Source organism: Streptomyces sp. NPDC017890 (genome assembly GCF_044328675.1).
Taxonomy (GTDB): domain Bacteria; phylum Actinomycetota; class Actinomycetes; order Streptomycetales; family Streptomycetaceae; genus Streptomyces.
The window spans coordinates 1-25435 of record NZ_JBIRHU010000024.1; the positions used below are offsets into that span (position 1 = coordinate 1).

A 25435-nucleotide genomic window follows, 5' to 3' on the forward strand; every position below is an offset into this window, starting at 1 on the left:
TGCTACTGCCGGGGGGCCCGGGGGGGGGGGGGGGGGGGGCGCGGGGGGGCCGGGGGGGGGGGGGCGGCCCCGGCCGGGGGGGGGGGGGGGGGGGGGGGGGGGGGGGGGGGGCCCCCCCCCCCCCCCCCGCGCCCGGTTCCGCGGTTCTTCGGAGGTCAGACCTCCAGGTCGTTCTCGATCCGGCGCAGTTGGTGGCGGGCCATCGCCAGGTTGGCGCGGCTCGCGTCGAGCACCAGGTAGAGGAACAGCCCGTTCCCGCCACGGCCCTTGAGCAGGCGGATCATGTGGTACTGCGTGTTCAGGGTGATCAGGATGTCCTCGATCTCCTCCTTCAGACCGAGGTGCTCCATCGTGCGCAGCTTGGACCGCACGACGTCGGTGTTGCCTGCGGCGGCGACCTCCAGGTTGAAGTCCTTGCCGCCGCCCAGCGTGCCGAGGGCCATCCCGCTGGTGTAGTCGACCAGCGCGGCGGCGGTCGCTCCGTCGATGGAGCTGAGGCATTCCTTGAGCGAGGTCTCCAGGTTGGCCATGCGTGGGTTCCTTTCCGGACGTAATCGGTGCTCGGTTCGTGATCGCTGACGATCGGTGGTGATCGGTTGATCAGGTCAGCCGGCGGTGGCCGCCGGCCTGCGGAGTCGGCTGGTGGGCGGGCCGCTGCGGGGTGCGCACCGGCAGGGTGCCGATGGGGCGGGCCGGGTCCGCCGGGAGTGTCGTGGTGTGTTCGGCGGCCGGGGTGCGACCGCGGTCGTGGCCGAGGCGCGCGACGACCAGCTCCCCGATCCGGGCGCCGCTGCGCCGGCCCTCCAAATGCAGCCGGCCCACGTTGACCCGGCCTTCGGCGAGCAGGGTGAGCACGGCGGCCGGACCGGCGGCGTAGGTGGCGACGTAGCCGTCGGCCCCGCGCAGCAGCAGCTCGCGGAAGCCGCCCCGCGCGGTGGCGTCCGCCATGCGCTGCGCGACGCCGAGGGCGGCGGCGGTGAGCGCGGCAAGGCCTTCGGGTTCGGTGCCCGGCGCGTCGTGGGCCAGGACGAGCCCGTCGACGGTGGCCGCAAGCGAACCGGTCAACTGGGGCACGCGGTTGCGCAGTCGGTGCAGTTCGTCCAGGACGTCGCTCTCGACGGCCATGAGCAGTCTCCTTTCGGCACGCTGGCGACGCGCGCGGATCACAGGGCCTCCAAGGCGGCTCGAAGCCGTCGCAGCAGAGCCGTGTCCGGGTCGTCCCACACGACGCCGTCCGGCTGAGTGGCCGGAGCGAGGGGCTCGGGCGCGGGCGGCGCGGCGGTGACGAGGCCGTCGGCGGCCAGGCGGCGCAGTTCGACGAGGATGTGGTACGTGCGGCAGGCGAGCGCCGAGGCGATCTGGGCGGCGGTGCGGACGCCGTCGACCTGCGTCAGGGTCCGGCTGCGCCGCACCGGCAGGTCGGCGGCGCCGGCGCCGGGCACCCGGGTGAGGGGGACGGTGTCGATGTCGGGGTCCGGCCATATACGGTCCAGCAGCGCGCGCCGGCGTCCGGACTCGCGGACGACGACGTCGACCGGTACGGACCGCACGGTGCCGAGCCAGTGCACCGCACCGGGCCGGAAGCGGTGCGCACGCGCGTCATGGGCGAGGACGAAGTACGCGGCGTCGAAGAGCGCGCCCAGGTGGCAGACCTCCAGTGCCCCCGCGGCGAGCCGGCCGCTGTCCACGAGCCGGTGTCCGACCCGGGCCTGCGTGCCGCCGCGGTCGATCGCGTCCCACCAGCCGTCCGGCGCGAGGGCGCCGCTGCGGGTGAGCAGTGCTCCGAGGTCCGGGGCGAAGGCGGACTCCACGTGCACGACCCGGCCGGCCGACAGGTAGACGATGCCCCGCTCGCCCGAGAGGGCACCGGTCGCCTCCTCGGCGGCGAGTGCGCCGAGCGCCGCCGACGTCGTTCCGTGCGTGGTCCAGGCGGTCGTCAGGGTCATCCGAGCACCAGACGATCCGCCATCTCGGCCAGCCGGATGCGGGCCAGGGCGAGGTTTCCGTCGTGGCGGTCCAGCCACAGGTGGAGGAATACGGTGCTGTCGAACGGGGTGCTGACGAACCTGAGCAGGTGGTAGGCGTCGGCGGTGGTGGCGATCATGTCCTCGACCGGCGGTTCCTTCTCCGGCGCGACGACGGGACCGGCGGCGCCGGGGGCACCGGCCGCCGCCAGGGAGCCGCTCTCCGCGACGTGCCGGGCCAGTTCCGCGGTCTCCGCCGCCGTCGCCTCCCAGTCGCCGCCCGGCGCCTCGCCGACGGCGCCCAGGGCGAGACCACTGATCCAGTCGACCAGCGACGCGCCCCGCGCGCCGGGCAGTCGCATGGCTTCCAGCAGACTCTCGTCGATCCCGGGCACGCCGGATCCCCTCCCCTGCACGGCTGTGTACCGCGAACGTGACGCCGAGACTACGGAAAGTGCACGCATGCGGTGAGCGCTTTGGCATTTTCCAGAGGAACGTGCGCGCGCTGCGGCATACTGCGGTGTTTCGGCCGTGCGAGGGGCCCCGGGGTCCTGCGGGCGGGGGACGGCGCGGGCAGGCCCGCCCCGACGCGGACGGTGGGCGGGACCTGTCCGCGCGGACCACTGTGGAGACGTCCCGCCGCCCCGGACCAGGAGTGGGCGGGCGCCGCTTCGGGTGACGCCGCACACCCGGCACGCATCCCGCGCACGGGTGCGTGGGCACGCCGAGACGGGCAACCCGGGGTCCATGGCCCGACTGCATCTCCCCCATCGCGGGAAGCACACGAAGGACGCCACACCGGAGGGAACGGCGGACGGAACGGCTCCGGACAGGGCGGCGCCCGAGGACTACGGCCCTGGCTCCTCCACCGAGCGTGCCGCTCCCGACTCCCCCACCGAACTGCCGAAGCGCTCGTGGTCCGCACTGCTGCGGCGCGTGATCGCCGAGTTCAAGGACGACGAGCTGACCGACCGCGCCGCCGCCCTGACCTACTACGGCATCCTGTCGCTGTTCCCGGCCCTGCTGGTGCTGGTCTCGCTGCTCGGGATCGCCGGGCAGTCCGCCACCCAGGAAGTCCTGGACAACCTCCAGAAGCTCGCGCCCGGATCCGCGCGGGACATCATCTCCGACGCGGTGGAACAGTTGCAGGCCAAGGCCGGGCTGGGCTCCGTACTGGCGGTGGTCGGCCTGGTCGGCGCCGTCTGGTCGGCGTCCGGCTACATCGCGGCGTTCATCCGCGCCGCGAACGCGGTCTACGACGTGCCCGAGGGGAGGCCGGTGTGGAAGGTGCTGCCGCTGCGGGTCGCCCTGACCGTGGTGCTGCTCGTGCTCGCCGTGGTCAGCGCGCTCATCGTCGTGTTCACCGGCAGCCTGGCCCAGCAGGCGGGCACCGCGCTGGGCCTCGGCGACACCGCGATGACGGTGTGGTCGATCGCCAAGTGGCCGGTGCTGGTCGTGCTCGTCACGTTCATGATCGCGATCCTGTACTGGGCCACCCCGAACGCCCGGGTCCGGGGCTTCAAGTGGGTTTCGCCGGGCAGCCTGCTCGCCCTGCTGATCTGGCTGGTCGCCTCCGCCGGGTTCGCCTTCTACGTGGCCAACTTCGGCTCGTACAACAAGACGTACGGCACCCTGGCCGGTGTCATCATCTTCCTGGTGTGGCTGTGGGTGACGAACCTGGCCATCCTGCTCGGCCTGGAGTTCGACGCCGAGCTGGCCCGGCAGCGGGTGATCGACGGCGGACACCCGCCCGACGACGAGCCGTACGTGGAGCCGCGGGACACCCGGGCCTGGGACGAGGCGGACCGGCGGCGCGCGGCATCACCGGACGAGTGACGCCACCGGCACCGCCGCCGGGCCACGCGTCCGGTACGGCCGCCGGTCCGCTACGGGAGGATGGAGTCGACGTATCCCCCGTCGACACGGACGGCCGCGCCGGTCGTGGCGGACGCCTGGGGTGAGCTCAGGTAGACGACGAGGTTGGCGATCTCCTCCGGCTCGATGAGCCGCTGGAGCAGCGACTGCGGGCGGTGTTCGCGCATGAAGGCGCGCTGCGCCTCCTCCCAGGGCAGGTCGCGGTCGACCAGCTGGTACACGAAGTCCTCGACGCCTTCGGTGCGGGTGGGTCCGGCGATGACGCAGTTCACCGTGACGCCGCTGCCCGCCGCCTCCTTGGCGAAGCCGCGGCCGACCGCGAGCAGCGCCGTCTTGGACATCCCGTAGTGGATCATCTCGGCCGGGATGGCGACGGCGGAGTCACTCGCGATGTAGAGCACCCGGCCCCAGCCGCGTTCCCTCATCCGGGGGAGATGGGCGCGCGTCAGCCTGACGCCCGCGAGGACGTTGATCTCGAAGTAGCGGCGCCACTCGTCGTCGCTGATCTCCAGCGCGGGCGCCGCGCCGAAGACGCCGAGATTGTTCACGAGGATGTCGATGTCGGGCAGCGCCTCCAGGGCCCGCGCGGCGCCCTCCTCGGTACCCAGGTCGGCCGCGACCGGCACGAACGCGCCGTCCGGCACCTCGGCCCGCAGTTTCCCGACGCTCTCCTCCAGTCGGGCGGCGTCGCGTCCGTTGACGCCCACCGTGGCGCCGGCCCGGGCCAGTCCGGCGGCGATCGCCGCGCCGATGCCCTGCGAGGAGCCCGTCACCAACGCGGTTCGTCCGCCGAGGTCGAGGTTCACCGGGTCGCTCCTTCTCGTGCCGTACGGTCGGGTTCGCCGTGCTTTCGCCCACCTTCGCCCATGGCGCGTCCGGGGCCCCGCCGACCGCACCGCGACCGCGTCACGACCCGCCCGGTCGGCGGACCCCCGGGTGCTCTCCGCCGACCTGCCGCGACGATACTTGCCTGTGTCCGTGCACCTGCTTCCCGAGGACTCATGCCGACCTCCGCCACCGCCCACCCCACGACTCCGCCCACGGTGTGGCCCGCTCGCGGCCGCCACGTCGGATCCGCGGCGGAGGACACCGTCCGGCACACCCTGCAGCGGCTGAAGGACAGCCGCGGCATCGACGACTTCCTGGAACTGCCCGAGGAGCGGCCGGACGACGCGGCCGCCGGCGTCCGGATCTTCGAGGCGCGCTGGAAGGCCCCGGGGGCCGTCACCGTGCGGGCCCGGCTGCTCCTGGAGCCGGGCTCGGCCGGAGGTCAGGAGTGGACCATCCTCGCGGAGGCCGAGGAGGCCTGGGACGCCGCCTGGCCCTCTCCCGCCACGATGTTCTGGCCCGACGACCCGGACGTCACCTGGGACCGCGACGCCGCCACGGGGCTGCGGCTGCGGGGCATCAACACCCTGCCGGACGACGACAAGGCGGTACGCCGGCTGCTCAAGGCGGCCGGCCGCAGCCCGTGGAACATCCACGTCGTCGTGCACGAGGCGATGACCCCCGACCATCGCGGCCGGGTACCGCTCGCCGCTCGGCTGCCGCCCGGCCTGCGGCACCTCGTCGTCGAGCACCGCGCCGCACCGCAGCAGCTGCGGGTGGTCAACTGGGCACTGGAGGACTTCGGCGTCCAGGTGCCGCGCGGCGGCGCCGTGGTGCTGCCCGGCACCCCGGCCCCGTCCGGCTACGACGCCCAGGACTTCTCCGTCCGCACCGTCTTCCTGGACGGCTCGGAGCCCGCCGGCCTGATCGCGGCGGTGACGTCCTTCGCCTCGCTGAGCCGGCTGCTGCCGGACGGTGCGCAGGAGGCCCTCACCGCGCTGCGCGAGGACTGGCGGCTGCTGACGGTGGAGGAGGAACTGGAGCGCCAGCGCAAGCTGGTGGCCATGTACGCCGAGGCGCTGGAGGCCATGACGCAGTCCCGGGACCTGTACCGGGAGGCGGCGGAAAGCGCGGCCGAGGCACTGGCCGCGTACCGGGAGTCGGCCGGGTCCGCTCCGGCCGGGCCACCGCCGTCCGCGGCTCCCGCGACCTCCCCGCTGCGGCAGCTGACCCGCACGCTGGAACGCTTCAAGGGCGCCGGCAGAGCACTCCGTCCCGCGCCCGGCCAGGACACCTCCCGGCCGCCGGCCGAGCCCGGCGACTGACGCTCCCGGACCGGGACCGTCACCGGCCGGACCGGCCTCGGTCCCGGGCCGCCCGGTGACGCCGGACCGGAGCCACCGGGCCTCGTACGCGTCACGCACGGCGTGAGCCGGACGCGTGCGTCCGTCCCCCGTGTCCCGTGGTCGCGGGGCCGGGCCGGCGGTGGACCACGGACGACTGAGGGCACCCTCACGTGTCAGCCGGCGCGAGGTGGATACGCGGACGGCACAGCCGCACGGCCCGTCCCGGAAGGTCACCGACGCCATGGACAGCCAGTACGAGGGCGCCGCCCCCGCTTCACCACCGGAATCGTCCCGCTCGCAGACCACGCTCCGCGTCAACGGCAAACCGCACACCCTCACCGTCGACCATCGCCGGGTCCTGCTGGACCTCCTGAGGGAGGATCTCGGGCTCGTGGGCGCCAAGAAGGGCTGCGATCACGGCCAGTGCGGCGCCTGTACGGTCCTGGTCGACGGGCGCCGCGTCAACAGCTGTCTGCAGCTCGCCGTCGCCCTGGAGGGCTGCGAGATCACCACTGTGGAGGGCCTCGCGGGGGACGGCGAGGCCCTGCATCCGATGCAGCGCGCCTTCCTGGAGCGCGACGCTTTCCAGTGCGGGTACTGCACCCCGGGCCAGATCTGTTCCGCGGTCGGCGTGCTCGCCGAGGCCGCGGCCGGGCACCCGTCCCACGTCACCGACCCGGCGGCACCCTCCGGCGAGCCCGTTGCGCTGGGCCGGGAGGAGATCCGGGAGCGGATGAGCGGCAACCTGTGCCGGTGCGGTGCGTATCCGCGTATCGCCGACGCGGTCGAGGACGTGATCTGAGTGAAGCCTTTCGCCTACGTACGGGCCGGCAGCGTCGACGAGGCCACGGACGCGTTCGCCGCCCACCCCGGCGCCCGTTACCTCGGCGGCGGCACCAACCTCGTCGACCTGATGAAGCTCGGCGTGGAGACGCCCGCCGCCCTCGTCGACGTCACCCGACTCCCGCTGGACGCGGTGGAGGAGCTGCCCGACGGTGCGCTGCGCGTCGGCGCGACGGTCCGCAACAGCGACCTCGCGGCCCACCCCGCCGTCCGCGACCGCTACCCGGCGCTGTCCCAGGCCCTGCTGGCGGGCGCCTCCGGACAGCTGCGCAACTCCGCCACCACGGGCGGCAACCTGCTGCAGCGCACCCGCTGCCCCTACTTCCAGGACCTCTCCAAGCCCTGCAACAAGCGGGAGCCCGGCACCGGCTGCGGCGCGCTGGAGGGCGTGCACCGCGACCACGCGGTGCTCGGCCACTCCGAGCAGTGCATCGCCACCCACCCCTCGGACATGGCGGTGGCGCTCGCCGCCCTGGACGCGCGTGTCGAACTGCACGGCCCCGAGGGCACGCGCAGTGTGCCCGCCGCCGACTTCCACCGGCTCCCCGGCATGCACCCGGAGCGGGACACCGAGATCCACCCCGGCGAGCTGATCACCGGCGTGCTCCTGCCGTCCGCCACGGCCCGGCTGCCCTCCGCGTACCGCAAGGCCCGCGACCGGGCCTCGTACGCCTTCGCCCTGGCCTCCGTCGCCGCCGTCCTGCACGTGCGGGACGGGGTGGTGGACCGCGCCCAGATCGCCTTCGGAGCGCTGGCGCACCGGCCCTGGCGGGCGCGGCGGGCCGAGGACGCGCTGGTCGGCGCGGCGCCCACGACGGCGGCGTTCGAGCACGCCGTCGACCTGGAGCTCGCCGCCGCCGAGCCGCTGCGGGACAACGCCTACAAGGTGCCGCTGGCCCGTCGGCTCGCCCTGGACGTACTGGGCCGGCTCGCCCCGCCGGCCACGATCTGAACCCGGCGTCCACGAGGAGGACTCCATGACCGGCACCGAGACCGTCCTGGGCGCTCCAGTCGAGCGCCGGGAGGGGCGGGAGAAGGTCACCGGCACCGCCCGGTACGCCGCCGAGTACGACGCCCCCGGCCGCGCCCAGGCCTGGCCCGTCCCGGCGGCGGTCGCGCGGGGCCGGGTGACCGGCGTCGACACCGCTCCCGCGCTCGCCCTGCCCGGCGTACTGACGGTGCTCACCCACGAGAACGCGCCCCGGCTCGGGGACCCGGACGACCCCACCCTGGCCCTGCTGCAGAGCCCGCACGTCCCGCACCGGGGCTGGTTCGTGGGCCTGGTGGTGGCCGAGACGCTGGAGGCGGCACGGGCCGGCGCCGCCGCCGTCCGTGTCACGTACGAGGCGGAGAACCACGACGTGACGCTCACCGCCTCGCATCCGGAGGCGTACGTCCCCGAGTCGGCCAACGGAGGGTTCCCGGCCGTCACCGGGCACGGCGACCCCGACGGCGCCCTCGCCTCCTCGGCGGCCCGCGTCGACGTCGAGTACCGGATACCGCCGCTGCACAATCACCCGATGGAACCGCACAGCAGCACGGCGCGTTGGGAAGGGGACCGGCTGACGGTGCAATCCTCCAGCCAGGGAACCAGCGCCGTACGCACGGAACTCGCCAGGTTGTTCGAGATGTCCGAGGATCGGATCACGGTCCTGGCGGAGCACGTGGGCGGCGGCTTCGGCTCCAAGGGCACGCCCCGCCCCGACGTGGTACTGGCCGCGATGGCCGCGCGGGTGACCGGCCGGCCGGTCACCGTCGCGCTGCCGCGCCGCTACCTGCCCGCCGTCGTCGGCCACCGCGCGCCGACCCTGCACCGGCTGCGCCTGGGCGCGGACGCCGGCGGACGGCTCACCTCCCTCGTCCACGAGGTGACGACGCACACCTCCCGCGTGAAGGAGTTCGTGGAGCAGGCCGCGGTCCCGGCACGCGTCATGTACGCCACCCCCGCCCTGCGCACGCTCCACCGCGTGGTGCGGCTCGATGTGCCCACGCCGTCCTGGATGCGCGCCCCCGGCGAGTGCCCCGGCATGTACGCGCTGGAGTCCGCGATGGACGAACTGGCCGCCGAGACCGGCATGGACCCGGTGGAGCTGCGGATCCGCAACGAGCCGGACACCGAGCCCGACAGCGGCAAGCCCTTCAGCAGCAGGCACCTGGTGGAGTGTCTGCGCGAGGGTGCCCGCCGCTTCGGGTGGGAGGACCGCGATCCACGCCCCCGGTCCCGCGGCGCCGGGCCCCTGCTGATCGGCAGCGGGGTGGCTGCGGCCACGTATCCGGTCCTGGTCTCGCCCTGCGCCGCCTCGGCGCGGGCGCTGCCCGACGGCGGCTTCCTGGTACGCGTCAACGCCACCGACATCGGTACGGGCGCCCGGACGGTCTGCGCCCAGATCGCGGCCGACGCCCTCGGCGCCCCGCTGGACCGGATCCGGATCGAAGTCGCCGACAGCGACATCGGTTTCGCGCCCATGGCCGGTGGCTCCTCCGGTACCGCCTCCTGGGGATGGGCCGTCCACGAGGTGTGCGTCCGGCTGACCGGCCGGCTGTCCGAGCACTCGGGGCCACTGCCGGACGGGGGGATCGCGGCCGACGCGGACACCTCCGGCACCGCCGACGCCGAGAGCCCCTTCGCACGCCACGCGTTCGGCGCGCACTTCGCCGAGGTCACCGTGGACACGGTCACCGGTGAGGTACGGGTGACGCGGCTGCTCGGCGTCTTCGCGGCGGGGCGCGTCCTCAACGCCCGTACGGCGCGCTCGCAGTTCATCGGGGGCATGACGATGGGCCTGGGCATGGCGCTGACCGAGGACAGCACGATGGATCCGGCGTTCGGCGACTTCGCCGAGTCCGACCTGGCCTCGTACCACGTGCCCGCGCACGCCGACGTGGCGTCCGTGGAGGCGCACTGGATCGACGAGGACGACGCCCACCTCAACCCCATGGGCAGCAAGGGGATCGGCGAGATCGGCATCGTCGGCTCGGCGGCGGCCGTCGGCAACGCGGTGCATCACGCCACGGGCGTCCGCTTCCGGGAACTCCCCCTCACACCGGACCGGGTGCTCACCGGCCTGCTCGAACACGAGCACCCCGCGGGCATGCTGGGTACGTGAGCGCGGCACGTGGTCCGCGCCGGAGGTCCGGCGCGGACCACGTGCCGTGCGCGGCGGGCCGGGCGGTCGACCGCGGCGCGGCTCGCTCCGGGCGGTTCCTGACGGGCGGGTTCCTGAGGAGCGGGCGCACGGGCGGCCGAGGAGTGAACGGCCGGCGCCTCCACGTCGGCCGGCGCGCCCGGCGGGCGCACCGGGTGCGTGCCGGTGGCCGTGGTCGTCTCCCCGCCGGGCAGGTCCACGGCGGACAGGGCGTACTCGGGCGAACGGCGTGATGAAGAGCCGGTAGTCATGGTCTGCCCGTGTGGGTGGGGGCGCGGCCGCCCCGCGTCCCCGACACGCGACTCGCGCTCTGCGCCGACCATGACCCGGTACGTCCGCCCCACCGTGCCGCCGGGAGTGGGCCACAGGGATGAGAGACCCGTCCGCCGGTCTTATCGCCGCGCCGAACGGGCATCCGAGAGAACAGGCGCGTACCGCGCGCCGCAAGGAGGGGCGGGGTGGACACGACCACAGTGGTGATCATCGGGGCGGTGTTGCTCGCGGCGGTCGTCCTCGCGACGGCGGTCGGTGTTCTGGTGCGACTGGTCCGCACCCGGCGGGACCTCACAAGGGCCGGTCTGCCGACGGGCCCCCGGTGGGTCTTCTGGGGCGCCGTCCTCTATCTGGTGCTGCCGACGGACCTGGTGCCCGATCCGGTCTACCTGGACGACGTCGGTGTGCTGCTCCTCGCGCTGCGCTCGGCCCGCGGTTCTCTCGGCGGGCGGCGGGACGGGCGGAAGGGCACCGGCCCGCCCCATGACTACGCAGCGTAAGGAAACCATTCACCCGTTCGATTCGTATAAGTCTCTGGAAGCCGAAGGAAGTCGGCGGACCAGGCGACGGCGCACAAGGGCCGTCGCCTGATCGGCGCAGCACCGACCAGGGAGAGACGATGCAACCGTTCGCGCTCAACTACGCACGGCCGGCAGTGGAGTTGGAAGCCACGACTCCCTACGTCTACGACTCCGGGCTGCAGTTGAACGTGCTCCTGGACGGGCGGGTGGCCGCCCGTGATCACGCGCTACTGAGAGAACTGGGGACCACGACCTCCACCGCGGGGTCGAAGACTCACTTCGACGACTGAACACGGGCCGTCGACAATGACCGTGTTGATCCTTACCTGTGAAGAGGACGTCACCGCGGACATGGTGGTCGTGCACCTGAACGCGTCGGGGGTGCCGGTGGTGCGCCTGGACCCCGCCGACCTGACCGACTCCGTCGCGCTCTCCGGTGAGTTCGTGCACGGCTCCTTCCGGGGCCATCTGTCCTCGGGGGGCCGCCTGGTGAGCATCGGCGGGCTGCGGTCCGTCTGGGTGCGCAGGCCGGGCGGCGCGGCCACGCGGGCCGCCGAACCCTCCGCGTGGCTGACCGAGGAGTCCGGGCAAGCGCTCTACGGCATGCTCCGCGGCTGCGGGGCGCGCTGGATGAACCAGCCCGACGCGGCGCACCGGGCCCGGTACAAGCCCTGGCAGCTGCGTCTCGCGCAGCAGTGCGGGCTGCCCGTACCGGCCACGCTGATCACGACGTTTCCGCGGGCGGCGCGGGAGTTCGCCGAGCGTTACCCGGACCTGGTGGTCAAGCCCGTCTCGGGCGCGCATCCGCAGGACCCGCCCCTGGCGGTGCCGACCAGCAGAGTTGCGCCGGAGGCCGACTTCTCCGCCGTCGCCCACGGTCCGACGCTGCTGCAGCGCCGGGTCGCCAAGCGTGCCGACATCCGTCTCACCGTCGTCGGCGACGAGTTGCTGGCCGCACGGAAGACGGTCCTCGCGGGCCTGGACGCCGACGACGTGGACGTCCGCTTCTCGTCGTCCCCCGAACCGTGGCGGTCCGCCGAGGTGCCGCCCCGCGTCGCGGAGGCCGTCCGCGCCTACTTCCGGGTGGCAGGACTGGCCTACGGGGCCCTCGACTTCGCCGAGGACGGCGACGGCACCTGGTGGTTCCTGGAGTGCAACCAGTCGGGGCAGTTCGGCTTCGTCGAGGTGGACACGGGCCAGCCGATCGCCCGCACCATCGCCGAGTGGCTGGCCCGGCCCGGCGCCGAGGACCCGGCGGTCGCGGGCGACCCGGGCACGACGGTCGTCGAGTGAGGCCGCAGCCGTGCCCGGCCGCCGCCCTCAGTGCGGGCGCGGGCCGGGCAGCAGGGCGGTGCGCTGCCAGCCGGCACCCGGGGACGGCTGCCGTTCGGCGCCGGGCAGGTGGCCGGGTGAGCGCAACGGGCGCATGACAACCTCCAGCTCCCTGCTCACGCGCTCGGCGTCCCGGCGCACCTGCTCGGGAACGTCACCGCGTTCGGCGACGAGTCGGTCGTAGATGGGGGAATCCTGGAACACCCGTCAACGTGCCTTTCGTGTCGTCCGCCCCCGCACGGAGGCGCGACTGAGCAGTCTAGGCGCCCGTCCACCCGGTGGTGCGCATTCGGCCCAGGAGGTGACGACGGCTCACGCGCCGGTCGTGGAGCCGGGCCGGACGATCATGAGGACCGTGACCGTGGCCCACAGCAGGTTGAACAGGCCTGTGAACATGGCGAGCCGGGCCGTACGGGCGCGCTCGACGGGCTGTCGGCCGGCCAGCTGCTCCAGGAGCTCCTCCTGGCGGGGCAGGACGAGGGCGACAAGGATGCCGGCGGCGGCCGCGGTCAGGACGATGGACGTGATGAGCCACGCGTCCCCCAGGACACCCATCGCCGACGCGGTGGCGAAGCCGAGGACCGGCACCGCGATGCCGAGGCCGGCGTAGACCCGGCAGATGCGATGCAGCAGCCGGACGGTGCCCACGTCCGCCGCGTCGGAGCCGCCCCCGGCCCCCGCGGGCAGCGCCACCGTCACCCGCCGGGCGGCCGGCGGGAACATGCTGGCCGCGACGGTGACGGGCCCGATGGCGATGATGGCGGCCAGGACATGGAGGGACAGCAGGATCTTGGTCATCGGTCGGGGCTCCGGAAGGCAGTGACGGGCGATGCGGTGGGAGCCACGTTAGGAAGCGGCCGGGTGATCGCACAGAGGCTGAAACGACAGCTTCCAACGGATTCTCGCCAAGGCCCTCACCAGGGGGTCTCCGGCGGAACGAGGCAGGACGAGGGCTGTGCCCCGGGTGCTGCAGGCGGCGGGAATCCGCCTATCGTGGCGACCATGCACTCGGTGGCGATCCTGGTTCTCGACGACGTGGTGCCGTTCGACATGGCGGCGCCCATGCAGGCGTTCGACTGGACGCGGCTGCCCGACGGGCGCAGCCCGTACCGGGTCCGGCTGTGCGCGGAGTCTCCCGAGGTGCGCACGGACGGGCTCGCCCTCCGTATCGACCGGGGCCTGGAGGCGCTGGAGTCCGCCGACACGATCATCGTGCCGGGCCGCTCCGAGGAGCACGGCCCGCCCTCGGACCGCGTTCTCGCGGCGCTGCGGCGGGCGGCCGGTGCCGGTACGCGGATCGCCTCGGTGTGCGTGGGCGCCTTCGTCCTCGCGGAGGCCGGGCTGCTGGACGGGCTGCGGGCCACTACCCACTGGATCGCGGCGGCGGAACTGGCCCGCCGCTACCCGCGCGTCGAGGTGCAGCCGGACGTGCTCTACGTCGACAACGGGCAGATCCTCACCTCGGCGGGGGCCGCCGCCGGTCTGGACATGTGCCTGCACATGATCCGCCGGGACCTGGGGTCGGCCGTCGCCGCGCATGCCGCCCGGATGTGTGTCGTACCCCTGGAACGGGAGGGCGGGCAGGCCCAGTTCATCGTGCACGAGCGTCCGCCCGTGCCACGGGGCTCGGACCTGGAACCGCTGCTGGAGTGGATCGAGGACAACCTGGCCGGGGAGGTCACCCTCGGGGCGATGGCTGCGCGCTCGGGCATGAGCGAGCGCACCTTCAGCCGCCGGTTCCGCGAACAGACGGGCACCACGCCGTTGCAGTGGCTGCTGCGGGCGCGGGTGCGGCGCGCCCAGTACCTGCTGGAGAACGGCGACCACTCGATCGAACGGATCGCGCGGCAGGCGGGGTTCGGCTCCCCCACGGCCTTCCGGGAGCGGTTCCGCCGGGTGGTCGGCACCACTCCGTACGCCTATCGCGCGGCGTTCCACGGGAAGCCGGCCGACCCGGCGGGCCGCGCGTAGGGCCCGCCTCGCGGATCGGCCCGGCGCTGCCGGCCCGGCCCTCGGGGCGGGCCCCGGGTTCACGGTGTCACACGGCCAGCGACAGGCCGTTCTCCCCGTCCGGTTCCGCCGCGCGGACGGCGCCCGGCGCCCGTCCCTTGGCGAGCAGCAGCGCGTCCGCCTTGGCCACCGCGTCGTGGATGCTGGTCGTCGCCATCATCACGCACAGTGTGTAACTGACGTCCGCCAGCTCGCGCGCCGCCACCGGCTTCTCCCCCTCCGCCTGAGCGATCCGCAGCGACGCGTACCGCGTCAGCAACTTCCTGACGACCTTCGGGTCCGGTTCGAGCACGAAGCGCCCCTCTCTCGAGTTTCGCTGCGTATGCCCGAACCCGGCCGAAGCATTCATACCGTGCTCACCCTTGCTCGCAATTGACGAAATTTCGTCGCTTCCTGTCCGACCGTCATCACGAGCGGCCGATGGCCTGGTTGTCAGGGGCGAGTTCACCGCCCACGCGCTGCCCGCAGCCGCCCGGGCCGGCCCCGTCGAGCACCCGAGCCCGCCGTCAGGCGACCTGGCCGCTGTGCAGTGCCGTGTACGCCCCTCCCCTGCCCAGGAGTTCCTCATGGGTGCCGGTCTCCTCGATCCGGCCGTCGCCCATCACCACGATCCGGTCCGCGCCCCGCACGGTGGACAGCCGGTGCGCCACGACGAACGTGGTGCGTCCGCGCAGCAGCCGGGCCAGCGCCTGCTGGACGAGCGCCTCCGAGCGGGTGTCCAGCGCCGAGGTGGCCTCGTCCAGGATGAGCACCTTGGGGTCCCGTATCAGGGCCCGGGCGATGGCCAGGCGCTGGCGCTGCCCCCCGGAGAGCCGTGCGCCGTGCTCCCCGACCAGGGTGTCGAGGCCCTGCGGCAGCCGGTCGACGAACTCCAGCGCGTTGGCGTCGCGCAGTGCCGCCCTTACCGTCTCCTCGTCGGCGTCGTCCATGCCGTAGGCGACGTTCTCCCGGATCGTGCCGTCGAACAGGATCGACTCCTGCGGCACCACCGAGACGAAGCGCCGGTATGTGCGCAGGTCGAGGGTGTTCATGTCGGTGCCGTCGAGCAGCAGCCGGCCCGAGGTCGGCCGCAGGAAGCCGATGACCAGGTTGAGCACGGTGGACTTGCCCGCCCCGGACGCGCCCACCAGCGCGATGGTCTCGCCGGGCCGGACCGCGAGCGTGAAGTCGCTGACCGCGGGCCGCCCGTCGCTCTCGTAGACGTGCCCGACGCCCTCGAAGGTGACGGCGCCGCGCAGCGAGGTGAGCTCCGCCTTGCCCTCGTTGTCCTCCAGTTCGGGAGCCTGGAGCACCTCGCCGACCGAACGGACGGACTCCAGCCCCTTGGTGATGACCGGGGCCAGCCCTGCCAACGTTGTCGTGGAGTTGGTCAGGGTGGTCAGGAAGGCGCTGAGCATGACGACGTCACCCGCGGTGACCCCCCACACGTCGTAGTACGAGATCAGCGCGGCACCCGCGAGGACCAGCACGCCGACCACGTTGAGCACGACCCAGGCCAGTGAGCCGAAGCGGCCGTTGACCAGGTCCAGGCGGTTGCCGGAGGTCAGCAGCCGGTCCAGGGTGCCGTCCATGCGGCGCAGGGCCTTGCCCTCCAGGCCGTGGGCGCGGGTGACCGGGATGAGCCGGGTCATCTCCGTGACCCGGGAGGACAGGGCCTCGACCTCGTGGCGGAAGTGTTCGTTGTGGGTGCGCAGCCGGGCGCGGAGCCGGGCCACGAGGAGGGAGGCCGCGGGGACGACGACGAGGAAGACGGGCAGGAACTCCGGTGTGCGCACGGCGATGATGACGAGGCCGCCGGTGAGGACGGTGAACGCGCCGAGCCCCGTCTCGGCGGTCTGCTGGACCATCTGCTCCACCGTCTCCACGTCCCGGACGACCTTGGCCTGCAGGACACCGGCGCTGACGCGCGAGTGGTAGCCGATGGAGAGCTGCTGCATGCGTGTGCACAGCGCGGAGCGCAGAGCGGTGCCCATGCGCCGCACGCTGCCGTACAGGAGGCGGACGTACAGCACGTGCAGCGGGTAGTTGACGACCAGGATGAACATGATGATCCCGGTACTGGTCCACAGGTTGCCGATCGGGCCGTGCTGGACGACGGTGTCGATGATGGACGCGGTGATGAGGGGCAGCAGCCAGACGGGGCTGTGCTTGACGGTGAAGACGGCGACCGCACCGGCCAGACGGTGGCGGTCGGCGCGGAACAGGTAGACGAGCGTGCGTATCGGGTGTTCGCCCCGGTAGCGGTGGTCGAGCGGTTTTTCGGGCGGCGACGCCATCGGCGTGGTCCTCCTGGTGACCGAGTGGAGCAAGCGCTTTCTTCCCGCGCTTTCCTACCCCTTCGGCAAGAAGTACGCCACACCGTTCCGCAGGCCGGTACGTCGGCACGTCGCAATACCGGAAGGAGACCCGCGCCTTCTCCCCCGTGGAGGGCGCGGGTCTCCGGTCTCCGAGTGTGCGGGTTTCGGTCCGCGGTTCCGGGCCGGGGTGCCTGATTCAGTCGCCGAGCGTGCGGGCCAGTTCGGTCGTGGCGCGGGTGATCTCGCTGTCGCCCTCGGCCAGCAGCCGCTCCAGCTCGCTGCGCCGGGCGCGGACGGCCTGCCGCGCCGCGCGCTCCCATGCCACGGGGTTCTCCCGGTGGTTGAGCAGTTTGGGGTAGACGGCGGCGGTGGTCTCCCACTGCCGGGCGTCCGCGATGTTCTTGAGCAGCTGGATGATCTGCGCCCGGCAGCTCACCTGGGGCCGCTGTGCCAGTTCCCACAGGAAGGGAACGGTGGCGGCGGTCGCCTGTTCGACGACGAAACCGTACTGGCAGATGCGTTTCCGCAGATCACCGAGGGCCGCGCCGGCGGTCTCCGCGTCACCCCAGGCGACCTTGCGCAGCAGCCGGGGAATGGCCGCGGCCGAGCCGCTGGAGTCCTGGATCTCGCTCCAGGGCACGCCGTCCAGCCCCGCCAGGGGGGCCGCGGTCCGGGGTGAGCCGGGCGGCTGCGCATGACGGTCGGTGCGCTGGGTGCTCGGCTCGGGTGTCGGAGCGCTGCGCATGGTGTGGGGCCCTTCCGCGGCAGTCGGGTCAGGTGAGGGGACGGGTCGGCGACTCGCCCCGGAGGGTCGTGCCCGCCGGAGGCTTCGGGGTCCGGCTCCGTGCCTGCGCGAGGGCGTCGACGACGCACAGGCCGCGTCCGCACTCCTGGAGCGCGGAGCCGCCGGACGGGATGAACACGGGCGCGTCACCCCCGCGACGGGAGACGGCCGGCATCACGCGGCCGGAGTCCGGAGCGAGTTGCGGCCCGGGCTGCGGGGCGCCGGGCATCGCCGACGGCACGGCGTGCGCCCCCGCGCCGGCGGGGTGCCGGCCGAGGGAACGGCCGTCCGGCGCGCAGCGCTTCGCCCGCGAAGCGGGGAACCGCCGCTCCTCCCGGCCGGCGGCGGATCGCGCCGTGCGCGGAAGCCTCCCGGACCGGATCGGCGCGTCTGTCTCCGACACGGGCTCGCCGGACGACCGGAGCGTTGGATGCGCAGGTAACGGCACGGCAACTCCCTGATGCGACGTCAGGACAGGGCGCCCGCCGAGGGGTTGACGCCGCGGCTATTATCCACGCTGACAGCGCTCGCGTGCAATTGCACGAGAAATTGCGCGAAAGAAATCGGACGGGAACGCGCGGGGACCGACGGGACCCGGCCCGCTCCCCGAACGGCAAGGAGACCGCGGTGCCACCAGTGCGCAACGGAGTGCGGGCCAGCTCGCTGGACGCCCGCTGGAAGAAGAGTCGGCACAGCAACGCCGAGGGCAACTGCGTGGAGGTCGCCCTCGTGGACGGAGGCATCGCGATGCGCAACTCCCGGGATCCCGACGGCCCTGCGCTCGTCTACACCTCCGCGGAGGTGGCCGCCTTCCTGGCCGGGGCGAAGGAGGGCGAGTTCGACCACCTGCTGTGAGGCGCCGGCGGTCACCGGGAGGGGGCTGCCGACCGCGGGACGGAGGCGAGACGGAGCCGAAACGGTGGCCAACTACCCCTTTTCCACCGGCAGATGCGGCGGTCAGGGGCCTGATGAGATAGTGTGGTTACTCAAGTCTGCCGGTCTGCTGGGAGCCAGGATGTCCGCCGTGTCGCATCGCCTCTCCCGTCTCGAACCCTATCTGGACCGGGCCGAGCCGGCTCCGACTCTGCTGAAGATGCTCATCGGTGTTCAGCTGGCGGGCTTCCGCGAGGATGCCGGCCTCTCCCAGGACCAGGCGGCACGCGATCTCGGGTTCAGCGCGGCGAAGCTCTCCCGCATCGAGTCGGGCAAGGGCCGCAGGCCCCCGTCGGAGACCGACGTCCGTGCGCTGCTGAAGCGGTACGGCACCGACGCCTACGAGGCCTCGGTGCTGGTCAAACTGTTGCGGCGCGCCGGTGAACCTGGCTGGTGGCAGCGGTACGACAAACGCCTGATGCCCGAGTGGTTCGACCGCCTGGTCGGCCTTCAGGAGGCCGCGGCGACCATCCGGACCTTCGAGATCCAGTACGTGCCCGGCCTGCTCCAGACGGCGGCCTACACCCGGGCCGTGGTCGAGCGGGGCCTGCCGAACGCGTCGGCGAGCGAGGTCCAGCGTCGAGTCGAACTGCGCATGCGCCGCGCCGAGTTGCTGCGTCGCCACGACGCCCCGCAGTTGTGGGCGATCATCGACGAGTCCGTGCTGCTGCGTGTACTGAGCAGCCGCGAGGTCATGCGGGAACAGCTCACACACCTCGTCGAGACGGCCGGACAACCCCATGTGACGCTGCAGATCGTGCCGCTGGACGTGACGAACGCGTCGGCGCCTGCGATACCGGTCACCTATCTGCGCTTCGGCGGCATCGACCTGCCGGACGTGGTCTATCTGGAGCACATCAGAAGCGCCAACTTCCTCGAGGACCGCGACGAGACCGAGGAGTACCGGGTCGTGCTGGACCGCCTGGCCGACGAGGCGTTGACTCCGCGCGAGTCACTGGAGCTGCTGCGCGAGACGATGGCGCAGCGCTACCCCGCGAAGTAGCGAGGCCGCGGGCGAGGCAGCAAAAGGCGCTGGGGCCGCGCCCGGCGTGCGGCCCCAGCGCCTTGCGCGCCGGTGCTCTGCGCTAGCGGAGGCGGCCCAGACCGCCGAACTCGATCCACTCGTCGGTGAGCTGGCGGGGAGCCACCTCACTGTCCGGGCGCCAGGTGGAGACCTCCACCAGGCCCGGTTCCAGGACGTCCATGCCTTCGAAGAGGGCCTCGACGTCCTTCGGCTCGCGCACCCGGCCCCAGTTTCCCCGCGTCGCCTGGCCCATGAAGTCCGTGACGAACTTCCGCACCTCGGCGTCCTCGCTGACCAGTTGGCACATCACCGCGTAGCTCCCGGGTGCGAGCCGCTCGGTCACGCGGCGGACGACCGCCTTCGGGCCGTCGGTGTCGCTGTCCGGGATGCAGTGGAAGACCGAGTTGAACAGCACGGCCACCGGCTGCGAGAAGTCGATCAGACGCCGGGTGTCCGGGTGGGAGAGGATCTCCTCCGTCGCACGCATGTCGGCGTGTATGACGGCGGTCCGGTCGTTCTGGTCGAGCAGCGCCCGGCCGTGGACCAGCACCATCGGGTCGTTGTCGACGTAGACGACGCGGGAGTCCGGGGCGACGCGCTGCGCGACCTGATGCACGTTGTCCTGCGTGGGCAGGCCGGAACCGTGGTCCAGGAACTGGCGGATGCCGTAGTCCTGCGCGAGGGTACGCACGACCCGCTGCAGGAAGCGCCGGTTGTTCAGCGCGAGCCGGCGGGTACTGGGGACGACCTTGTCGAGTTCCCCGACCGCCTCCCGGTCGGCCGCGTAGTTGTCCTTGCCGCCCAGGTAGTAGTCGTACATACGCGCGGCCGTTGGCACGTTGGCGTCGATCTCCGTGGACAACCGCTTGTCGGCTTGCATCGTTCCCCCAGCTCCGTACCGCGCCAACCGCACTGGCATGACAGAGAGTACATCCTAGGGACCTGGCCTTCAGGGAAACCAGTACTCGGACGGAACGGCCGTCAAGCCGCGTGCGGTGAAAGCGACTTGACGGCCCCTCGGATGATCAGCCGCGGGCGGCCAGGTACGCGTCGGCGCCTGGCGCCGGGTGGGCCTCCTCCACTCCGACCAGGCCACCGACGGCCTTGGCGTCGGGCTTCAGCACGTACGTGGACCGGCTGGCAGGCTCGGTCACGTAGGTGAAGTTCTGCGGCGTGCCGAGGCCGGTGTCGGCGTTCTTCTGCGAACGGTGCGCCTTCACCACGGCTTCGCGGGTGAGACTGCCGCCCTCGCAGGCCTTCTTGAGGTCGGCTCCCATCAGCTGGGCGGCGTTGTACCCGGAGAGCACGCCGGAGTCGACCGGCTGCCCCGGGTACTTCTTGCCGTAGGAGGCGACCATCTTCTTGACGCCCGGCAGGTCGGAGCTGACCGCCGGCGCGGCGCTCACCACGTGGACCATGGCTTCCAGCGCCGGTGCCGCGGGAGTCTTCATCAACTGCGGAGAGTAGCCGGGAGCGCTGCTGATGATCGGCACCTGGAGACCGCGGGCGGCGGCCACGCCGGCGAGGGAGGCGGTCTGGGCGGGGCCCGCGCTGATCAGGACCGCCTTCACCCCTGCCTTGCTCAGGGCCGACACCTGCGCCGTCAGATCGGTGTCCGTGGCCTTGATCTTCTGGCCGGCCACCTTGATCCCCGCCTGCTCGGCGGCCCACTCGGAGCCCTCCAGCGCGTTGGCGCCGTAGTCGCCCTCGAAGTACACGTGGCCGATCGTGTCGCCCTTGGCGATCTTCTTGGAGCGGGTGAGGAAGTCGACGGCGGCGATCATGTCGAGGTCGTAGGTGGTGCCGAGGACCTGGACCGCGTCCATGCCGAGCAGGGAGGCCGCCCATGCCTGCGGGAAGGTCAGCATGCTGTCCCGCTGGATGTCGTCGAGCAGGGCCGCGACCACCGGCGAGCCGATGACCTGGGGCAGGGCGACGACGTCCGGGGAGATGTCGGCGTAGGCTGTGACCGCCTTCTGCACGTCGTACCCGTGGTCCTTGACGACGATCTCGACCTTGCGCCCGCAGATGCCGCCCGCGGCGTTGGTCTCGTCGGCCCACATCTGCTGGGCCTGCACGATGCTCTTGCCGAGGGTGGCGTAGGGGCCGGTGAGGTCGGTCAGCGCGCCCAGCTTGATCGCCTTCTCGCTGACTCCGGGGCCGGCCTTGACGCCGTCGGCGGCGTCGTCGGTGCTCCCGCCGTCCCCCTTGGTGCTGCAGGCGGTGCCCGCGAGCAGCACGGCGGCCAGTGCCGCGGCCAGGGCGGCGGTCCGGGTGGTACGGGGCCTGGTGTGCGTGACGTTCACGGGGTGTGCTCCTTGGCTCGTGCGGTGGTGTCGGGGGTCCGGGGTGTGGCTGAGGCGTCGGGCGGGCCGCCGACGGGTGGCTTGCGCCGCAGGCGGGCGCGGGTCCGCCGGGCCAGCCCGTGCAGACCGTCGGGGGCGTACAGCAGGATCACGACGATCGCCGCGCCGTAGAGGTAGCGGGAGGCCTCGGTCGGGCCGATCGAGCCGTCGCCGGAACCCGGGGTCGCCACCAGCGGCAACTGGTCGGCGTAGCGCGTCATCAGCAGGGGCAGCGCGGTGACGAAGACGGCGCCGGCGGTGGCGCCGGCCACGGAGCCGAGGCCGCCGATGACGATCATGGCGAGGTAGTCGACGGAGAGAAGGAGGGAGAAGTAGTCGGGCACGACGCGGCGGAACGAGAGCGCGAGCAGGACACCGGCGAGGCCCGCGTACATCGAGGAGACGACGAACGCGGCCGAGCGGTACTTCGCCACGTGCACACCCATCACGGACGCCGCGGTCTCGCTGTCGCGCAGCGCCACCAAGGCGCGTCCGGGGCGTCCGCGCAGCAGTCCGCGCGCGGTGAACCAGGTGAGCGCGAACAGGGCGAGACCCAGATACCAGAGCCGTTCCTCGGCACCGAACGGCACGCCCATGACCGTCAGTTCCGGGTCGGACTCGGCGAAGGTGAACCCGCCGAGCTCCAGAGGCGGCACCGAGCTTCCGTTGAAGCCGCCGGTGACGGAGTCCGCGGTGAGAAGGACGTGGTGGCCGAGGAAGACCAGGGCGAGGGTGGCCACGCCCAGGTAGATGCCCTTGACCCGCCCGGCGACGGGGCTGAACAGCCCGCCCGCCGCCCCCGCGAGCAGCACGGCGAGGACGAGGGCGACGGCGGGCGGCAGCCCCGGCCCGTTCTCGCCCGCCAGCCATACGTAGCCGTAGGCGCCGACGGCGAGGAAGAAGGCGTGACCGAGGGAGAGCTGCCCCGCGGTGCCGCTGAGCAGGCCGAGCCCGACGGCACCGATCGCCGCGGCCATGGAGAACAGGCCGATGCGCAGCCAGAACGCGTCCAGGTAGAGGGGCAGGGCGCACAGGAGGAGGGCGGGCAGCAGGAGTCCGCCGCGCTTCACGAGGACCGAGCGGAGGTCAGACACGGGCCGCTCCCTTCGCCGCGAACAGTCCGGTGGGTCGTACCAGGAGGACCAGCACCATCACGGCGTACGGGGCGACGTCGCCGAAGCCCTCGCCGAGGACGTGCAGGTCGGACTGGTAGCCGGCGACGAAGGCCTCGGTGAGGCCGATCAGCATGCTGCCGACCAGGGCGCCGACCGGGGAGGCCATGCCGCCGAGGATGGCGGCCGGGAAGGCCTTCAGGGCGATCTGCCCGGTGGTGCGCTCCAGTCCCGGGGCCGGGAAGGCGACCAGGAAGACCGCGGCGAGCGCGGCGAGACCGCCGGCCAGGCACCAGGCGACGGTGCGTACGCGGGTGAGTCGCACGCCCATGAGGGCGGCGGCCTCGCCGTCCTCGGCCGCCGCGCGCAGCGACAGCCCCCACGGCGTGAACCGGAAGAGGGCGAATGCACCGCCGATGGCCACGGCGGACACCAGGATCGCGGCGATGCGGCTGTCGGCGACGGTCACCGGGCCCAGGTCGGTCACCGAGTTGCCCCAGGGGTCGCCGAGCGGCAGCAGGTCGCCGCCGATGCGCCGGGCCAGGTCGGTCACCAGGACGATGTCGATGCCGATGGTGACGATGGTCTGGACGTGGGCGGCCTGCGGGTCGGTTCCGACGCGCTGCAGCACCAGCCGGTCCAGCGCCCCGGCCACGGCCGCCGTCACGAGCACGGCGACGGCCAGTGCCCCGGCGAAGCCGATGTCGTCGTGGAGGACGGCGACGAGGTAGCCGCCGAGCAGCAGGAGCGAGCCGTGGGCGAAGCTCAGGACTCCGGACGCCTTGAAGATGGTGACGAAGCCGAGGGCGATCAGGGCGTAGACCGAGCCGAGGGCGAGGCCGTTGAGGAGGTTGTCGAGGAAAGCGGTCATGCCGCGTCCTCCCCGGTGGTGCCGGTGCCGAGGTAGGCGCGCAGGACCTCGGGGTCTCGGCGGACCTCGTCTGGGGTGCCGTGGGCGATGGCCTTGCCGAAGTCGAGGACGGTGACCTCGTCGGCGAGCCGCATGACCAGCCCCATGTCGTGCTCGACGAGCACGACGGACAGGCCGAGTTCGGCTCGGATCTCCCGGACGACCTCGGTCATGCGGATGCGTTCGGCGGCGTTCATGCCGGCCACGGGTTCGTCGAGCAGCAGTACACGGGGCTCCAGACAGAGGGCGCGGGCGAGTTCCACCCGTTTGCGGTCGCCGTAGGACAGCAGGGCGACGGGTGCGTCGAAGTGGGCGCCCAGGCCGGTGAGTTCGGCGATCTCACGGGCCTTGGCGAGGTGGTCGCGCTGTTCGCGCACGGCGCGCGGCAGACGCAGGGCGCTGGCGGCGAAGCCGGCATGGGACAGGGCGTGGCGGCCGAGCATCAGGTTGTCGGCGACGGTGCCCTGGGTGGTGACGATGTTCTGGAAGGTGCGGGCCACCCCGAGGGCGGCGATCTTGTGCGGGGCGAGGCGGGTGAGCTCGGCGTCGCCGAGCCGTACCGTGCCGGCGGTGGGCCGGTACAGACCCGACAGGACGTTGAAGCAGGTGGACTTGCCCGCGCCGTTGGGACCGATGACGGCGTGCACGGTGCCCGGGGCGACGGTGAAGGATACGTCGTCGAGGGCGACGAGTCCGGCGAAGCGCACGGTCACGTCGCGGACCTCGAGTGCGGGGGGTGCGGCGGTACGGGTGGTCACGCGGCCCCCTGGCTGTCGGCGCCCTCGGCGGTGTCGCCCAGGTAGAGGCGGCGTACGGCGTCCGTGCGGGCGAGTTCACCGGCGGGGCCCGACAGCCGGACCTCGCCGACCTCGAGGACGTGGGCGTGTTCCGCGAGCGACAGGGCCATGCCCGCGTTCTGTTCGACGAGCAGTACGGCGGTGCCCTGGGCGTTGATCTCGCGGACGACCTCGGCGATGCGGTCCACCATCAGCGGGGCGAGCCCGAGGGAGGGTTCGTCGAGGAGGAGCAGGCGGGGTGCGGCCATCAGGGCGCGGCCGATGGCCAGCATCTGCTGCTCGCCGCCGGACAGCAGGCCGGCGGCCTGGCGGGTGCGCTCGGCGAGCCGCGGGAAGAGGGTGAAGACCCGCTCCCGGGCCTCGCGGACCTGGGCCGGGGCGCGCCGGTTCAGGCCGAGCCCGCCGGCCCGCAGGTTCTCGTCGACACTGAGTCCGGCGAACACCCGCCTGCCCTCGGGCACCTGTACGACTCCGGCGCGTACGGCGGCGACCGGGTCCCGGCCGTCGAGGGCCGTGTCGCCGTAGCGGACGTGGCCGGCCGTGATCGCGCCGCGGTGCAGGCGCAGTGTGCCCGAGACGGCCCGCAGCAGCGTCGTCTTGCCGGCGCCGTTGGCACCGAGCAGCGCGACCACGCCGCCGTGCGGGACGGTCAGGGACACGGAACGGAGGGCGGACAGTGCGCGCCCGTACGTCACGTCGAGGCTCTCGACGTGCAGCGCGGGCTCGCCGTCCGGTGGTGCTGCGGGCATCACGGCTCCTTGGGACCGTGCCGAGAGCGGCACGGTGACGGGAAAGGGGGAGCTCACGACAGCACGCGCGCCGGTGGCGGTACAGAGCTGCGGCGCGGGTCGCTGCGGCGTCCCAGTCCCGGACCGGAGACTCTGTGCGGATGCCCAGACCGGGCGCCTGGACGCGCCGGGGGCCGCGCGGTCGCCGGAGCCCGAAGCCACGCCGGAAGGCCACGCAACCGCACGCGTCGGAACACGAGAAGACGGATCCTCCCCGCACGCCGAACAGCTGAAGCCACGCCGCGCGAGAGGCCCCGCGCACCATGGGCGCCGGGGCCCGAAGCGACGCCGGAAAGCGGCCGTCACA

28 protein-coding genes are annotated in these 25435 nt (G+C 72.9%); 11 read left to right on the forward strand and 17 right to left on the reverse strand.

What is annotated here, in order from left to right; genetic code table 11:
- Positions 1-155 precede the first annotated feature (155 nt).
- The 4 genes from ACH4F2_RS27970 to ACH4F2_RS27985 form a co-directional block, all read right to left on the reverse strand.
- Positions 156-530 carry a hypothetical protein gene (locus ACH4F2_RS27970; RefSeq protein WP_055421286.1) on the reverse strand — a complete coding sequence of 125 codons (375 nt, stop codon included), beginning with the start codon at positions 528-530 and terminating at the stop codon, positions 156-158.
- A gap of 70 nt (positions 531-600) precedes the next feature.
- The gene (locus ACH4F2_RS27975) at positions 601-1125 is read right to left on the reverse strand and encodes a roadblock/LC7 domain-containing protein (RefSeq protein WP_398135517.1); all 525 of its coding nucleotides are present in this window, start codon (positions 1123-1125) and stop codon (positions 601-603) included.
- 38 nt (positions 1126-1163) lie between these two features.
- The gene (locus tag ACH4F2_RS27980) at positions 1164-1940 is read right to left on the reverse strand and encodes a hypothetical protein (protein WP_398135639.1); all 777 of its coding nucleotides are present in this window, start codon (positions 1938-1940) and stop codon (positions 1164-1166) included.
- Between the two features lie 2 nt (positions 1941-1942).
- A complete protein-coding gene (locus ACH4F2_RS27985) occupies positions 1943-2359 on the reverse strand; it encodes a hypothetical protein (protein WP_398135518.1) in 417 nt (138 codons plus the stop codon).
- Positions 2360-2711: 352 nt separating this feature from the next.
- Between ACH4F2_RS27985 and ACH4F2_RS27990 the strand changes: the two genes are divergently transcribed.
- On the forward strand, positions 2712-3800 hold the full coding sequence (locus ACH4F2_RS27990; RefSeq protein WP_398135519.1) for a YihY/virulence factor BrkB family protein: 1089 nt from the start codon (positions 2712-2714) through the stop codon (positions 3798-3800).
- A gap of 50 nt (positions 3801-3850) precedes the next feature.
- Here ACH4F2_RS27990 and ACH4F2_RS27995 read toward each other — a convergent pair whose 3' ends face one another.
- Entirely contained in the window at positions 3851-4645 is a 795-nt protein-coding gene (locus ACH4F2_RS27995; protein WP_398135520.1) for an SDR family NAD(P)-dependent oxidoreductase, read from the reverse strand.
- Between the two features lie 195 nt (positions 4646-4840).
- On the opposite strand from ACH4F2_RS27995, the gene ACH4F2_RS28000 reads away from it, so the two are divergent.
- From ACH4F2_RS28000 to tgmB, 7 genes are all read left to right on the forward strand, one after another.
- The gene (locus ACH4F2_RS28000; protein WP_398135521.1) at positions 4841-5992 is read left to right on the forward strand and encodes a hypothetical protein; all 1152 of its coding nucleotides are present in this window, start codon (positions 4841-4843) and stop codon (positions 5990-5992) included.
- Between the two features lie 262 nt (positions 5993-6254).
- Complete coding sequence (locus ACH4F2_RS28005; RefSeq protein WP_398135522.1) at positions 6255-6815, forward strand: 2Fe-2S iron-sulfur cluster-binding protein; 561 nt, start codon at positions 6255-6257, stop codon at positions 6813-6815.
- On the forward strand, positions 6816-7808 hold the full coding sequence (locus tag ACH4F2_RS28010) for an FAD binding domain-containing protein (RefSeq protein WP_398135523.1): 993 nt from the start codon (positions 6816-6818) through the stop codon (positions 7806-7808).
- 25 nt (positions 7809-7833) lie between these two features.
- Positions 7834-9963 (forward strand): xanthine dehydrogenase family protein molybdopterin-binding subunit, encoded by a 2130-nt coding sequence (locus ACH4F2_RS28015; protein ID WP_398135524.1) that lies wholly within the window; start codon positions 7834-7836, stop codon positions 9961-9963.
- Positions 9964-10460: 497 nt separating this feature from the next.
- Positions 10461-10775 carry a YkvA family protein gene (locus ACH4F2_RS28020; protein ID WP_398135525.1) on the forward strand — a complete coding sequence of 105 codons (315 nt, stop codon included), beginning with the start codon at positions 10461-10463 and terminating at the stop codon, positions 10773-10775.
- Positions 10776-10894: 119 nt separating this feature from the next.
- Positions 10895-11086 carry a putative ATP-grasp-modified RiPP gene (tgmA, locus tag ACH4F2_RS28025; RefSeq protein WP_398135526.1) on the forward strand — a complete coding sequence of 64 codons (192 nt, stop codon included), beginning with the start codon at positions 10895-10897 and terminating at the stop codon, positions 11084-11086.
- 16 nt (positions 11087-11102) lie between these two features.
- The gene (gene tgmB, locus ACH4F2_RS28030; protein ID WP_398135527.1) at positions 11103-12089 is read left to right on the forward strand and encodes an ATP-grasp ribosomal peptide maturase; all 987 of its coding nucleotides are present in this window, start codon (positions 11103-11105) and stop codon (positions 12087-12089) included.
- A 27-nt stretch (positions 12090-12116) separates the two neighbouring features.
- On the opposite strand, the gene ACH4F2_RS28035 is transcribed toward tgmB, so the two are convergent.
- Positions 12117-12332 (reverse strand): hypothetical protein, encoded by a 216-nt coding sequence (locus ACH4F2_RS28035; RefSeq protein ID WP_210958264.1) that lies wholly within the window; start codon positions 12330-12332, stop codon positions 12117-12119.
- A 108-nt stretch (positions 12333-12440) separates the two neighbouring features.
- Positions 12441-12926: a hypothetical protein gene (locus ACH4F2_RS28040; RefSeq protein WP_398135528.1), complete on the reverse strand. Its 486-nt coding sequence runs from the start codon at positions 12924-12926 to the stop codon at positions 12441-12443.
- A gap of 204 nt (positions 12927-13130) precedes the next feature.
- Between ACH4F2_RS28040 and ACH4F2_RS28045 the strand changes: the two genes are divergently transcribed.
- Complete coding sequence (locus ACH4F2_RS28045; RefSeq protein WP_398135529.1) at positions 13131-14099, forward strand: GlxA family transcriptional regulator; 969 nt, start codon at positions 13131-13133, stop codon at positions 14097-14099.
- A 67-nt stretch (positions 14100-14166) separates the two neighbouring features.
- Here ACH4F2_RS28045 and ACH4F2_RS28050 read toward each other — a convergent pair whose 3' ends face one another.
- The 4 genes from ACH4F2_RS28050 to ACH4F2_RS28065 all read right to left on the reverse strand — a co-directional run bounded on the left by ACH4F2_RS28050 (position 14167) and on the right by ACH4F2_RS28065 (position 17622).
- Positions 14167-14430, reverse strand: coding sequence for a DUF5133 domain-containing protein (locus ACH4F2_RS28050; protein ID WP_398135530.1), 264 nt, complete (start codon positions 14428-14430; stop codon positions 14167-14169).
- Positions 14431-14644: 214 nt separating this feature from the next.
- Positions 14645-16414: an ABC transporter ATP-binding protein gene (locus ACH4F2_RS28055; RefSeq protein ID WP_398135531.1), complete on the reverse strand. Its 1770-nt coding sequence runs from the start codon at positions 16412-16414 to the stop codon at positions 14645-14647.
- Positions 16415-16631: 217 nt separating this feature from the next.
- On the reverse strand, positions 16632-17180 hold the full coding sequence (locus tag ACH4F2_RS28060) for a hypothetical protein (RefSeq protein ID WP_398135532.1): 549 nt from the start codon (positions 17178-17180) through the stop codon (positions 16632-16634).
- A gap of 28 nt (positions 17181-17208) precedes the next feature.
- Entirely contained in the window at positions 17209-17622 is a 414-nt protein-coding gene (locus ACH4F2_RS28065) for a hypothetical protein (RefSeq protein ID WP_398135533.1), read from the reverse strand.
- Between the two features lie 224 nt (positions 17623-17846).
- Here ACH4F2_RS28065 and ACH4F2_RS28070 point away from each other — a divergent pair, with 224 nt between their 5' ends.
- Both ACH4F2_RS28070 and ACH4F2_RS28075 read left to right on the forward strand, forming a co-directional pair.
- Positions 17847-18074: a DUF397 domain-containing protein gene (locus ACH4F2_RS28070; protein WP_398135534.1), complete on the forward strand. Its 228-nt coding sequence runs from the start codon at positions 17847-17849 to the stop codon at positions 18072-18074.
- Between the two features lie 160 nt (positions 18075-18234).
- Positions 18235-19155, forward strand: coding sequence for a helix-turn-helix domain-containing protein (locus ACH4F2_RS28075; protein WP_398135535.1), 921 nt, complete (start codon positions 18235-18237; stop codon positions 19153-19155).
- An 82-nt stretch (positions 19156-19237) separates the two neighbouring features.
- Here the strand turns inward: ACH4F2_RS28075 and ACH4F2_RS28080 are convergent, their stop codons facing one another.
- The 6 genes from ACH4F2_RS28080 to ACH4F2_RS28105 all read right to left on the reverse strand — a co-directional run bounded on the left by ACH4F2_RS28080 (position 19238) and on the right by ACH4F2_RS28105 (position 25089).
- Positions 19238-20056 (reverse strand): SAM-dependent methyltransferase, encoded by an 819-nt coding sequence (locus ACH4F2_RS28080; RefSeq protein WP_398135536.1) that lies wholly within the window; start codon positions 20054-20056, stop codon positions 19238-19240.
- A 145-nt stretch (positions 20057-20201) separates the two neighbouring features.
- The gene (locus ACH4F2_RS28085; protein WP_398135537.1) at positions 20202-21482 is read right to left on the reverse strand and encodes an ABC transporter substrate-binding protein; all 1281 of its coding nucleotides are present in this window, start codon (positions 21480-21482) and stop codon (positions 20202-20204) included.
- On the reverse strand, positions 21479-22615 hold the full coding sequence (locus ACH4F2_RS28090; RefSeq protein WP_398135538.1) for a branched-chain amino acid ABC transporter permease: 1137 nt from the start codon (positions 22613-22615) through the stop codon (positions 21479-21481). The genes ACH4F2_RS28085 and ACH4F2_RS28090 overlap by 4 nt, the downstream gene beginning before the upstream one ends.
- On the reverse strand, positions 22608-23504 hold the full coding sequence (locus ACH4F2_RS28095; RefSeq protein ID WP_398135539.1) for a branched-chain amino acid ABC transporter permease: 897 nt from the start codon (positions 23502-23504) through the stop codon (positions 22608-22610). Before ACH4F2_RS28095 ends, ACH4F2_RS28090 begins: the two co-directional genes overlap by 8 nt.
- Positions 23501-24301 carry an ABC transporter ATP-binding protein gene (locus ACH4F2_RS28100; protein WP_398135540.1) on the reverse strand — a complete coding sequence of 267 codons (801 nt, stop codon included), beginning with the start codon at positions 24299-24301 and terminating at the stop codon, positions 23501-23503. Before ACH4F2_RS28100 ends, ACH4F2_RS28095 begins: the two co-directional genes overlap by 4 nt.
- Positions 24298-25089: an ABC transporter ATP-binding protein gene (locus tag ACH4F2_RS28105; RefSeq protein ID WP_398135541.1), complete on the reverse strand. Its 792-nt coding sequence runs from the start codon at positions 25087-25089 to the stop codon at positions 24298-24300. Before ACH4F2_RS28105 ends, ACH4F2_RS28100 begins: the two co-directional genes overlap by 4 nt.
- Positions 25090-25435 lie beyond the last annotated feature (346 nt).

Excerpts from the sequence above, each read along its gene's own strand:
- ACH4F2_RS27970 (WP_055421286.1), bottom strand. The coding sequence starts at position 530 with ATGGCCAACCTGGAGACCTCGCTCAAGGAATGCCTCAGCTCCATCGAC.
- ACH4F2_RS27975 (WP_398135517.1), bottom strand. The coding sequence starts at position 1,125 with ATGGCCGTCGAGAGCGACGTCCTGGACGAACTGCACCGACTGCGCAAC.
- ACH4F2_RS27990 (WP_398135519.1), top strand. The coding sequence starts at position 2,712 with ATGGCCCGACTGCATCTCCCCCATCGCGGGAAGCACACGAAGGACGCC.
- ACH4F2_RS28000 (WP_398135521.1), top strand. The coding sequence starts at position 4,841 with ATGCCGACCTCCGCCACCGCCCACCCCACGACTCCGCCCACGGTGTGG.
- ACH4F2_RS28005 (WP_398135522.1), top strand. The coding sequence starts at position 6,255 with ATGGACAGCCAGTACGAGGGCGCCGCCCCCGCTTCACCACCGGAATCG.
- ACH4F2_RS28015 (WP_398135524.1), top strand. The coding sequence starts at position 7,834 with ATGACCGGCACCGAGACCGTCCTGGGCGCTCCAGTCGAGCGCCGGGAG.
- tgmA (WP_398135526.1), top strand. The coding sequence starts at position 10,895 with ATGCAACCGTTCGCGCTCAACTACGCACGGCCGGCAGTGGAGTTGGAA.
- tgmB (WP_398135527.1), top strand. The coding sequence starts at position 11,103 with ATGACCGTGTTGATCCTTACCTGTGAAGAGGACGTCACCGCGGACATG.
- ACH4F2_RS28040 (WP_398135528.1), bottom strand. The coding sequence starts at position 12,926 with ATGACCAAGATCCTGCTGTCCCTCCATGTCCTGGCCGCCATCATCGCC.
- ACH4F2_RS28045 (WP_398135529.1), top strand. The coding sequence starts at position 13,131 with ATGCACTCGGTGGCGATCCTGGTTCTCGACGACGTGGTGCCGTTCGAC.
- ACH4F2_RS28055 (WP_398135531.1), bottom strand. The coding sequence starts at position 16,414 with ATGGCGTCGCCGCCCGAAAAACCGCTCGACCACCGCTACCGGGGCGAA.
- ACH4F2_RS28060 (WP_398135532.1), bottom strand. The coding sequence starts at position 17,180 with ATGCGCAGCGCTCCGACACCCGAGCCGAGCACCCAGCGCACCGACCGT.
- ACH4F2_RS28075 (WP_398135535.1), top strand. The coding sequence starts at position 18,235 with ATGTCCGCCGTGTCGCATCGCCTCTCCCGTCTCGAACCCTATCTGGAC.
- ACH4F2_RS28080 (WP_398135536.1), bottom strand. The coding sequence starts at position 20,056 with ATGCAAGCCGACAAGCGGTTGTCCACGGAGATCGACGCCAACGTGCCA.
- ACH4F2_RS28095 (WP_398135539.1), bottom strand. The coding sequence starts at position 23,504 with ATGACCGCTTTCCTCGACAACCTCCTCAACGGCCTCGCCCTCGGCTCG.
- ACH4F2_RS28105 (WP_398135541.1), bottom strand. The coding sequence starts at position 25,089 with ATGCCCGCAGCACCACCGGACGGCGAGCCCGCGCTGCACGTCGAGAGC.